Source organism: Sphingobium sp. YR768 (assembly GCF_900111125.1).
In the GTDB taxonomy this organism is placed as follows: domain Bacteria; phylum Pseudomonadota; class Alphaproteobacteria; order Sphingomonadales; family Sphingomonadaceae; genus Sphingobium.
The window spans coordinates 149,579-160,406 of the sequence record NZ_FOGE01000010.1; the positions used below are offsets into that span (position 1 = coordinate 149,579).

A 10,828-nucleotide genomic window follows, 5' to 3' on the forward strand; every position below is an offset into this window, starting at 1 on the left:
CCGGGACGGCGCATTCCTGCCGATCGATCAGAAGGTCAGCCCGACACGGGCATAATAAAAGCCGCCGGTGAAGCCGATCGGCGACGTGCCGGCGTATAAGCCCTGACCCAGCGTGGCGCTGACGTCGCTGGCGCGGTTCTTGTCAGGATAGACGTTGAAGATATTGTTGGCGCCGATCGCGATGTTGATCATCGGCGTCACCTGCCAGCTTCCCTCCAGGTCCGTGATCCACTTGGCGCCATAGCTGCGGTCGTTGGGATAGGTGGTTACGCCATTGCTGGTCACGCCATTCTGATAGGATTTGAAACCGCCGAAACGGGTCAGGCGGGACGACAGGGTGAAGTCGCCCATCGTGGCAAGATTGCTGATCGACAGCTTGGTGCGCGGCAGATTGTTGGTCATGTTGCTCTGGCGCGCGCGGTCGAACAGGACATAGCCGGTCGATGCCAGTTCGGCCGGGTTGTCGATGATATGGGTGATCTTGGTCCGGTTATAGTTGAAGCCAAGGTTCCATTGCATCTTCACTGCATCGAACAGGTCGTGCCGGTAGGAGGCGACGACATCGATGCCGCGGGTGCGGGTATCGATGGCGTTGGTATAATATTGCGCCGTCAGCGTATTGGCTTCCGATGCCGGGATGCCGCTGGCGATCAGGATGTTGGAGATGGCCGTACCGGTCAGCGTGCTGGTGATGGTGATGCGATCATCCACGTCGATCTGATAGGCGTCGATCGTCAGGCTGAAATTAGGCAGCGGCGTCAGCACCACGCCCGCCGAGATGTTGAAGGATGTTTCGGGCTGGAGCGGCTTGGCCCCCAGCGCGATGGCGGCAGGATCATCGACCGCCAGCGTCTTGATCTGGAGCAGCTGGTTGGGAACGCCGTTGACCGTGCGGAACTGGTTGGTCGTCTGGGTATAGATTTGCTGGGCCACGGCGGGGGCCCGGAAACCGGTGTTGGCCGCCGCGCGGAAGGCGATCCAGTCGGTCGCGGCGTAACGGCCGTTCACTTTCCAGATCAGCGTATTGCCGCTGCCATCGTCATAATGTTCGAACCGGGCGGCCGCGCCGATCGTGATATCCTTGGTCGGGTCCCACGCCACATCGGCATAGACGGACAGATTGTCGCGCGACATATAGGCGGCGTCTTCCGGCTGGAAACCTGCCGAGCTTTGCGCACCGGGCGTCATGCCCGACACGATATAGTCGCCGACCAGATAGCTGGCTTCGTCGCCGGCAAAGGTCTGGTAGCGTTCATGCCGATGCTGGGCGCCGGCCGACACCTGAAGATTGCCGCCGCCGACGTCATAGCCGCGCGTGATGTCGAGCGATGTGACGAATTCCGACGACTTGAGTGTACCGATATAGAATTCGGTCGGGCTGAGCGTCCCCATCGAGGGATTGAGCGTGCCTTCCGACGATTGTCGGGCCCGGTTGCGGCCATAGCCGGTCGAGAAGTCCCAGTCCCATCCGGACAGTTCGCCCTTGGCGCCGACGGTGAGTTCGAAATCCTCTTCGTCGATCATGACATGCGGGCGATAGCCGGTCGGATAGATGCCCATGACATTGTTGATGTCCTTGGGATAGCGATAGCTGTACCACAGGTCCGAACGGCGCTGGCTGTAGGTGCCAAAGGCATAGAGCTGCACGCCGCCCAGATCATAACCGGCGTTGAGCGCGGTGTTGATGCTGCGCGAGGGCATGACGCCATAGCTGGTGGTGACGATCCGTTCCGTACCGACAGCGGCCGCATCGCGCGGATCGAGCGCACCATTCACCAGCGGATAGAGGCAGGTCGTGGTCGCCGTCACCGAACAGTCGGCCAGCGGCAGCGCCCGGTTCGACATTGCCTGTTTCTTGAGGTTCAGCGAGAAATTGGCGAAGCCATTGTCGCCCAGCTTCATGCCGACATTCAGGTCCGCCTGATAGAGTTCGCCGTCCGACCGGTCGAAATTCTGGCCGGCGGTGAAATTGGCTGATCCGCCCTTCGCATCGTCCTTCAGGATGATGTTGATGACCCCGGCGATGGCGTCCGACCCATATTGGGCGGCGGCGCCGTCGCGCAGCACTTCGATATGGTCGACGGCGGAGGTCGGGATCATGTCGAGGTCGGCCGGGACCGAACCATTATAGAGGGACGACACGGCGTTGATCAGCGACGTCTTGTGCCGACGCTTGCCGTTGACCAGGATCAGCGCCTGATCGGGGTTGAGGCCGCGCAGGCCGCCGGTCGCGATCACCGTTGAGGTCGCGCCACCCGCGCGCACCGGCAGGTTGAAGGAAGGGACCAGCGTATTGAGCGCCTGAAACACGCCTGCCTTGCCGGTGCGGGTCAGGTCTTCGCCCGAAATCACGTCGATCGGAGTGGGGCTGTCGGTCACGGTGCGCGCCTGACCGCGCGACCCGGTGACGACGATGGCGGGGGCGGCAGGCTCATCGGCCAGACTGGCTTGCGGAGAGAGCGCCGCGCTGCTCGCCTGCGCCGCAAAGGGCAGGCCGGTGACACCAAGGCTGGCGACTTCCACGCCACGTGCCTTTTGCGCCGGATTGCTGAGCGACAATGCGATGACGTCCTTGCTGTTCAGCGTGACCTTCAGGCCTGATCCGGCGATCAGCCGCTGCAAGGCGACGTCTGGCGTCATCTTGCCGTTGACGGATTGCGCATGCAGCCCCGCGACCTGATCATAGGGGAAGAGCAACTGGACGCCGGACTGGCGCGCAAACAATGTCAGCGCCGTCTGCATCGACTGGGCCGGAATCTTGAATTTTGCCGGTTCGGCCGCGCTGGCGGAAGACTGGGTGGCGAGGGCGACGATCGCCGCCGTCGCGCACAAGGACAGGTTACGAAAATTCCGCATCTATTACCCCCCGTGAAATATTTGAAATCTCAGTGGTGGATACGGAGGCGGATCGCGTTTCTGCTAACGACGCTTAAAAATATCTCATTTTTGTGACCCCGGCGCTGCGGCTATCGGGGCATCCTGTTTCACCGTCACGGGGATGAAGGCGAAACAGGAGAGATGAGAAAACAGGGGAACAGCGTGAACATGGAATCGATCAGGGCAAGGCTGGATTGGTTCAAGCAGGCGATCCTGCCGCATGAAGGGGCATTGCGATCGCGCTTGCGCCGCATCGTGTCGCGCAGCCATGATGTGGACGATCTGGTGGCCGAATGCATGACCCGCGCTTATGCGAACGGTGACATTCACCGCACGCATAGCGGCAAGGCATTTCTCTTCCAGATTGCCCGTAACCTGCTGATCGATGAAGCGCGGCGGGAAAAGATCGTTTCGCTGGAACTTGTCGCCGAACTCGACATGCTTCAGGTCGACAATTCGACCGAAGAAGCCTTACAGGCGCGCGACGAGTTGCGTCATCTTCAGGCTATTCTCGACACATTGCCGCAGCAATGTCGCCGGGCCTTCATAATGCGCCGGGTTCATGGAAAATCCGTGAAGGAGATAGCAGAGGAGATGGAGCTATCCGTCTTTACGGTAGACAAGCATTTGACGCGCGCAGCTGTGAAGATAATGCAGGCCATCGGTCAGTTTGAGGGTTCCGGATTTGGTTGGTCGCTACACAAGCGCACAGGACATGCAGGCGATCGAGGCCGAAGCGGCGCGCCTGTATCTGAAGGCGCGGGCGAGCGACGCGGCCGATGACTGGAACGCGGCCTATGCCTGGGTAGCGGAAAACCCGGCCCATGGCTTCGCCTTTGCCAAGGCAGAGGCCGGATGGGAACTGGCCGAACGGCTGAACGAACTGCCGGCCAGCCAGGATGAGGCCCCCGCACCGCAGGCCGTCATTGCGCAGGCGGAAGCAAGGCCGCTGATCGGCAGGCGCCGTCTGCTCGTCGGTCTGGCGACGGCCGCCGCAGCCATCGGCGTGGCCTCTACCGTCGCCTTGCGGCTGTTCGACACGGTCGACCATTATCGCACGGCGCTGGGCGAAACCCGCACGGTGCGCCTGGCCGACGGATCGCTGATCCACCTCAATACCAACAGTTCGGTCGAGGTCGCCCTGCGCGATGATATGCGGTCCATCAAGCTGCTGCGGGGCGAAGCGCGTTTCGATGTGGCGCATGACGCAAAACGGCCGTTTATCGTGAATGCGGACGGGACTCTGGTGCGCGCGGTCGGCACCATGTTCAATGTGCGCCTGCGGGCGGACGTGACCGAACTGACGGTGATCGAAGGGATCGTGGCGGTGCGCAACGGCGATTCCGCCGTACGACGGATCGAAAGCGGGCGTAGTGCCGCCGTGCGTAGCGGCAGCATCGCCGTTACCCATTTGGAACCCGCCAAGATCAAGCAGCGCATCGCCTGGCAGGACGGCATGGTCGAGTTTGAAGGCGATACGCTGGCGCAGGCGGTCGAAGAGTTCAACCGATACCGCGCGACGCCGCTGGTCATCGGCGATCCGGAAATCGCCAGCCTGCGCGTGGGCGGGGCTTTCCGGCTCGACCGGTCGCAGGATTTCGTCGATGCGCTGGAAAGCGGCTTTGCCATTCGGGCCGTGCCGGGCAGCGACAATTCGATAATATTGGTTTCTGCCAACGGCGATTAGCAGAATGGCGCCCGCCGCCCGTATCAACGGGGATGGATCAGCTTTCTTCTTTCGCGTCAGCCAGACTATCGCCGTCCTCCGGCACGGCCGGGCAAACCACCATATCCCGCCAGGATCGCTTGCGGTCGATTCTGGGCGGATCGATCGGCAATATGATCGAATGGTATGACTGGTATGTCTATTCGGCCTTCACCCTCTATTTCGCGCCGATCTTCTTCCCCTCGGACGACAGCACGGCGCAGTTGCTGAACGCGGCGGCGATTTTCGCCGTCGGTTTCCTCATGCGGCCGATCGGTGCCTGGGCGATGGGCATCTATGCCGACCGCCGGGGGCGCAAGGCCGGGCTGACCCTGTCGGTGATGATGATGGCGGGCGGATCGCTGATGATCGCGGCCATCCCCAGCTATGGTGCGATCGGGGTCGCCGCGCCGGTGCTGCTGCTGTTCGCGCGGCTGATACAGGGGCTGTCGATCGGCGGTGAATATGGCGCCAGCGCCACCTATCTGTCGGAAATGGCGCAGAGCGACCAGCGCGGCTTCTTTTCCAGCTTTCAATATGTCACGTTGATCGCAGGGCAGTTGCTGGCGTTGTGCGTGCTGCTGCTGCTCCAGCTGTTCCTGACCGAACATCAACTGGAAAGCTGGGGTTGGCGCGTGCCCTTCGTCATTGGCGGGGTGATGGCCATCGGCGTCTATCGCCTTCGCCGGGGCCTCAAGGAAACCGAAGCGTTCGCAGAAAGCGCGGCAGTGAAGGAACAGCCGCAGTCAAGCGGATGGAATCTCATCCGCCGCCATCCGCGCGAAGTGTTGTTGGTGATGGCGTTGACCGCCGGCGGCACGCTCGCCTTCTATGCCTACAGCACCTATATGCAGAAATTCCTGGTCAACAGCGCTGGGTTCGGCCGCCAGACCGCGACCGCCATCATGGCGTCGGCGCTGTTCATCTACATGCTCCTGCAACCCATGGCGGGGTGGCTGTCCGACCGGATCGGACGCAAGCCGCTGCTCATCGGTTTCGGCGTCAGCGGGGTGCTGTTCACCACGGCGATCTTCACCGCGCTGGAAAGCGTCACATCCTCCTTCGGCGCCTTCCTGCTGGTGCTGGCCGGTTTGGTGATCGTCACTGGCTACACGTCGATCAATGCCATTGTGAAGGCGGAGCTGTTCCCGGCCAATATCCGGGCTCTGGGTGTCGCCTTGCCCTATGCCCTTGCCAACACCCTGTTCGGCGGCACGGCCGAATATGCCGCGCTTTGGATGAAGCAGGCGGGGATGGAAGGCGGCTTCTACTGGTATGTCACGGCGATGATCGCCGTGTCGCTGATCGTCTATCTGCGCATGCCCGATACGCGCAAAATCAGCCAAATCTGAAGAGAGGGAAGAAGAAGCCCATGCCATCGCTGAACCGGACGCTTTGTCATATCCTGCCGCTGATGCTGCTGTGCCAGCCGGCAACGGCGCAGGACGCCCCATCGCCGGTCGAGCCGGCCTTCACCTCGGTCCAGCCGGGCGACTTTGCCATTGCCGGATCGCTGTCCAACAGCTGGGCGGATTTCGACAATGATGGCGATCTCGATCTCGCTGTGTCGCTCAAGGGCGGCGACATTCGTCTCTACCGCAACGACAATGGCCGGTTCGTCAATGTCGGGCCGCAACTGGGCCTGCCGACATCGGGGCCGGAAATGCGCGGCGTCGCCTGGGGCGATTATGATGGCGATGGCTGGGTCGACCTGCTGGGTGGCGCGACCATGCCGGGTGAACTGAGCCTGGTCTTCCACAATGACGGCGGTAAGGCATTCACCAATGTCGCGCCCGAAATCGGACTGACCATTCCCAACCGCTCGGCGCGCCAGACCAGCTGGGTCGATTTTGACAATGACGGCAATCTGGACGTCTATGCCGCCAACCGCATCGGCCCGAACAGCCTTTATCGCAACGACAAGGGCAAGTTCGTCCAGGTTTCGGCGGGCACCGGCGTGTCGGACTCCCGGCCCACGGTCGGCGCCTGCTGGTTCGATTACAATCGCGACGGCTTTCTCGACGTCTTCCTGGCCAATCAGTCTGGCGCCACGGATGCGCTCTGGCGCAACAATGGCGACGGCAGCTTTACCGATGTCGCGCCTGCACTGGGCATGGACAATCCGGGCCGCACGAAGGAGGAAGGCGGGGTCGGCTGCGCCGTTGGCGACTATGATAATGACGGCTTTCTCGACCTGTTCGTGCCCAATTATGGCGTGAACACGCTCTACCATAATAATGGCGACGGCAGCTTTACCAACGTCGCCGGGGCAATGGGCGTGGAGATCGACAATCATGCCGTGGGCGCCGCATGGGGCGATTATGACAATGACGGTTTCCTTGACCTCTATGTCACTTCCTATCATGGCCCGCGTGACCAGCAGCAGCCCAAAGACAGCCTGTTCCACAATGAAGGCGGCAAGGGGTTCCGGCAGGTTCTGACCGAAACGTCGAAGCTGAATGTCGGCGATCATGGCGTGCAATGGGTCGATTATGACCGGGACGGCGCGCTCGACCTGTCGGTCATGCGGGGCTACACCAGCCAGGGCGGGCATTTCCTGTTCCATAATGATCTGGATCGGGCGGCGGCAAAGCGCGGCCTGTCGGTAACGCTGCTCGACGTGAAGGGCCGCTTCACCCGCATGGGGGCGGAAGTGCGCCTGTATGACAAGGCGGGCAAGATATTGGCCACGCGCCAGCTTTCGACCGGTGACGGCTATAATTCGGAAAATGCCGCGCCTCTGCATTTCGGCCTGAAGTCGATGGATGCCGTGACGGTCGAGGTGACCTGGATGAGCCGCACGGGACGCAAGCTACAGACGGTGCGGAACATTGCCCCGGCGCGCTATGCCGGAAAGACGCTGGTCATCAGGCAAAAATGACCCGGGATCGGGCGTGGCGGTGATGATGTGCGCCACGCCTGATGGGTAGGTCTGGCGGATAAGCTGTTGCTCTCTTCCGGAGCAGGGCCATGCTGCGGGAAAGAGGCAGCTTGCTATCGATCCCTATTCTCTATGCTGTTCCGGCAGGATCTTTTCCACGATCACCGGGGCGACCGGCACCGGATCGACGGCGCTTTTGACCAGCGTGTCGAGGCTGGAGCCATCAAGGCCCAGTTCCTTCATCAGCCCGTCGATCACAGGAGCCTGCGCGCGGTAGCGCAGGGCAGCGGAGACGGCGGCGCTGGCCAGATTCTGGTCGCCGCCAGCGCCGATGATCGCGCCGTCGCCACCGCCATGACCGCCAGTCAGCCCATCGACCTGCACGATCCTGATCGAGTCGATGGATTCCATCGGTTTGGCGGCCTCGCGGATCAGGTCGGGCAGCACTTTGAGCAACGCCATCTTGGTCTGGAGCGACATCTGGTCGGATGACAGCAGGTTTGCGGCCTCATTGACCGCGCGCTGGCCGGCCGCTTCCACTTCGAAGCGGACCCGGTCGGCCTCCGCGCGCAGCTTGGCGGCTTCGGCTTCACCCTCGGCCGCGACACGCAGCGCTTCGGCCCGGTCGGCGGCGACATGCTTCTCGGCCTCCGCCTCGACCCGGATCGAAATGGCGGCGCGCTCGGCCTCACGGGAGGCGTCGATCAGTTCGATGCGCTTGGCGCGCTCGGCGATTTCAGTGGCGCGGGATGTCTGCACCTGCTCCTCGGCGGCGACCGCCTTGGCACGGGCTTCGTCGGCCTGCGCCTTGGCCTGACTTTCCTCGCGGCTTTTGTTCTGCACTGCGATCTGCTGTTCCTGCCGGGCGAGTTCGAGTGCCTGCGCCTGCGCGATCTTCGCCTGCTGCACGGCGCGGTCAGCCTCGATTTGCTGGCTGTCGACCAGCTTCTTCGCCTCGATCTTGGCCTGCTCGGCCTCCTGGCTGCGCAGCGACTGTTCGCGGGCGACCTCGGCCGATTGCACGGCGCGGCGCATTTCCACTTCTCGCTGCTGCTCCAGCCGGGCGAATTCGGTGTCGCGCGCAATCAGCATCGACTGGCGCTCGGCCTCCAGATTCTTCGTCTCGATCTGGACGCGCGTATCTTGCTCGATGTCGTTGCGGGTCTTCTTGCGCAGCTCGATCTGTTCGGTCAGCTTGGTCAGACCCTCGGCATCGAAGGCGTTGTTGGCGTTGAAATGCTCGATCGACGTCTGGTCGAGGCCGGTGAGCGAAACGCTCTCCAGTTCCAGACCGTTCATGGCGAGATCGACCGACGACACCTGCTGCACCTTCTGCACGAAATCGCCGCGCTGTTCGTGCAACTGGTTCATGGTCATGCCGGCCGCGACCGAACGCAGCGCGTCGACGAACTTGCCTTCGACCAGTTCCTTCAGGGCTTCGGGGTTCATCGTGCGCATGCCCAGCGTCTGCGCGGCGGTGGCGATCGACTGGGCATCGGGACGGACGCGGACATAGAATTCAGCCTTCACGTCGATGCGCAGCCGGTCGAGCGTGATCAGCGCGTCGCTATTCTTGCGCTCCACCGCCAGGCGCACGGTGTTCATGTTGACCGGCATCGTCTCATGGAAGATCGGCAGCACCAGCGCACCGCCGTTCATGACGACCTTTTCCCCGCCAAAGCCGGTGCGGACAAAGCCGATTTCCTTCGATGCCCGTTTATAGAGGCGGGCTATGATGACGCCGATGACGAGCAGGGCGATAACGCCGACGCCCGGCAGGACGACATAGGGAAGGATGGAAAAGCTTTGCTGGACGGCAGGCAGGTTCATGTCTGTCTCCTGGACTTTGTGGGGATTTAAATTCTCGGCAGATAATGGTCGCCATGGGAAATGGCGCGGAACAGATGCTCTTCCCGGCGGACGAGCAGGATGGTTTCTCCTTCTTCCAGTGTCTGATTGCCATTGTCGGGCTCGACCATGACATAATGGGCCTGACCATGATGATCCTCGACCCGCGCACGGGCGGGCGATCCGCCGGTGGCGCGGCCGGTGACGATCGTCGCGCGGCTGCCGACCAGATGGTCGAGCGAAATGGCGGTGGTGTGATCCTGTGGCAGGAAGGGGGCGACGATGCGCGCGGCAACGCCGGTGGCGGGCAGGGCGGCGACCGCCGCGCCGGGGACGGCGATCCACGGCGTGATCATGCCGCCGAACATATCATGCGCCGCCTGCTGCCCCAGCAGGCCGATGATGGCGAACAGGGTGAGGAACAGGGCGACCAGCGCCAGCAAGGGAAGACGGCCCAGACCCAGCCAGCCGAGCAGATCGGCATCCGTATCCAGATCCAGACCGGCATCGCCGGCAAAGCCCAGCGCCTGCACGGCGCCGATCAGCAGCATCAGCACAAGCGCCGACACGAAGACGATATTTTCCGGCGCGAAAAGAAAGGCCTCCACTCCTAACCTCCTGATTCGCCAGCGATGCTAACCGACGAATGGAGGCAGGGACAGGACAAAGCGACTCAGGTGTATTATTTTACTGCATCACCACGTCGCGGCTGAGATAGACCTGCGCCACGCGGCCATCCTTCATCGCGCAGGTGAAGCGACGGGTGGTGCCGCTGGCGGCGCGATAGCTGGCGCGGGTTTCCACTTCGCCATCGATATTGGTCGTGCCGCTTTGTCCGGCGCGGGGCGCTTCCATATGGCGGATTTCGGCATAGCCGCTCTGGCCCTGGGCTTCGTCCCGCGCGGCGAGCGCGCAGGCGTCGGTCAGCGCGTCATCCCCGGCGGCGACATCGGAAAAGTCGGCATCGTCGCTGCTGGGGGCGCTATGGACGTCGGCGCCATAGTCGGTGCCGCTGCTGGGCGGCGGCGCATCCTGATCGCCGTCATAGCTGTCGTTGCGGGCGGTCTGCGCCTGCTTGTCCTTGTTCAGCGAGGAGGCAACGATCGCCACCGCGCCAACCAGCGCCGCGACGCCCACCGCATCGCCGAAGCCAAAGCCATTGCCGCGATGGCGATGATGATGGTCCCAGCCACCACGGCCACCATAGCCACCGCCCCAACCGGGCTGCGCCTGTGCCGTGCCGACGCTACCCAGCATCAGCCCCGCGCTTACCAGCGCTCCGGTCATCCAGCGTGCCTTGGTCCCGATCATCTGCCTGTCTCCTGCGATGGATGGAGGCATAGCCGGGACAGGCTGTCGCAAGGCTGAACGGCAGGGGCATATGAACTGATCCCGCCTCTATCGTCATGCTGAACTTGTTTCGTAAGCGCCGACGGAACCCGGCCTTGTGCGGATTGGGGTGGGCGTGAATTTCGCGGGGCAGATGGAGGCCTTGCGAGTGGATATCGAGCAGTCAA

Annotated in this window: 8 protein-coding genes; 4 read left to right on the forward strand and 4 right to left on the reverse strand. The window is 62.7% G+C overall.

What is annotated here, in order from left to right; all coding sequences use genetic code 11:
• Window positions 1–27: 27 nt before the first annotated feature.
• Window positions 28–2,856 (reverse strand): TonB-dependent receptor, encoded by a 2,829-nt coding sequence (locus BMX92_RS13480; protein ID WP_093017274.1) that lies wholly within the window; start codon window positions 2,854–2,856, stop codon window positions 28–30.
• Between the two features lie 189 nt (window positions 2,857–3,045).
• Between BMX92_RS13480 and BMX92_RS13485 the strand changes: the two genes are divergently transcribed.
• From BMX92_RS13485 to BMX92_RS13500, 4 genes are all read left to right on the forward strand, one after another.
• Entirely contained in the window at window positions 3,046–3,660 is a 615-nt protein-coding gene (locus BMX92_RS13485; protein ID WP_256213422.1) for an RNA polymerase sigma factor, read from the forward strand.
• Entirely contained in the window at window positions 3,593–4,564 is a 972-nt protein-coding gene (locus tag BMX92_RS13490) for a FecR family protein (RefSeq protein WP_093017278.1), read from the forward strand. The genes BMX92_RS13485 and BMX92_RS13490 overlap by 68 nt, the downstream gene beginning before the upstream one ends.
• Before the next feature lie 152 nt (window positions 4,565–4,716).
• Window positions 4,717–5,934 (forward strand): MFS transporter, encoded by a 1,218-nt coding sequence (locus BMX92_RS13495; protein WP_256213423.1) that lies wholly within the window; start codon window positions 4,717–4,719, stop codon window positions 5,932–5,934.
• A gap of 20 nt (window positions 5,935–5,954) precedes the next feature.
• Window positions 5,955–7,463 (forward strand): CRTAC1 family protein, encoded by a 1,509-nt coding sequence (locus BMX92_RS13500; protein WP_093017282.1) that lies wholly within the window; start codon window positions 5,955–5,957, stop codon window positions 7,461–7,463.
• A 123-nt stretch (window positions 7,464–7,586) separates the two neighbouring features.
• Here the strand turns inward: BMX92_RS13500 and BMX92_RS13505 are convergent, their stop codons facing one another.
• The 3 genes from BMX92_RS13505 to BMX92_RS13515 form a co-directional block, all read right to left on the reverse strand.
• Window positions 7,587–9,293 (reverse strand): flotillin domain-containing protein, encoded by a 1,707-nt coding sequence (locus tag BMX92_RS13505; RefSeq protein ID WP_093017284.1) that lies wholly within the window; start codon window positions 9,291–9,293, stop codon window positions 7,587–7,589.
• Window positions 9,294–9,319: 26 nt separating this feature from the next.
• A complete protein-coding gene (locus BMX92_RS13510; RefSeq protein WP_093017286.1) occupies window positions 9,320–9,919 on the reverse strand; it encodes an OB-fold-containig protein in 600 nt (199 codons plus the stop codon).
• 79 nt (window positions 9,920–9,998) lie between these two features.
• Window positions 9,999–10,622: a hypothetical protein gene (locus tag BMX92_RS13515; RefSeq protein ID WP_177185041.1), complete on the reverse strand. Its 624-nt coding sequence runs from the start codon at window positions 10,620–10,622 to the stop codon at window positions 9,999–10,001.
• Between the last annotated feature and the right edge of the window lie 206 nt (window positions 10,623–10,828).

Coding starts and splice junctions, on each gene's coding strand:
- BMX92_RS13505 (WP_093017284.1), bottom strand. CDS start 9,293: ATGAACCTGCCTGCCGTCCAGCAAAGCTTTTCCATCCTTCCCTATGTC.
- BMX92_RS13490 (WP_093017278.1), top strand. CDS start 3,593: ATGCAGGCGATCGAGGCCGAAGCGGCGCGCCTGTATCTGAAGGCGCGG.
- BMX92_RS13515 (WP_177185041.1), bottom strand. CDS start 10,622: ATGATCGGGACCAAGGCACGCTGGATGACCGGAGCGCTGGTAAGCGCG.
- BMX92_RS13485 (WP_256213422.1), top strand. CDS start 3,046: ATGGAATCGATCAGGGCAAGGCTGGATTGGTTCAAGCAGGCGATCCTG.
- BMX92_RS13500 (WP_093017282.1), top strand. CDS start 5,955: ATGCCATCGCTGAACCGGACGCTTTGTCATATCCTGCCGCTGATGCTG.
- BMX92_RS13480 (WP_093017274.1), bottom strand. CDS start 2,856: ATGCGGAATTTTCGTAACCTGTCCTTGTGCGCGACGGCGGCGATCGTC.
- BMX92_RS13495 (WP_256213423.1), top strand. CDS start 4,717: ATGATCGAATGGTATGACTGGTATGTCTATTCGGCCTTCACCCTCTAT.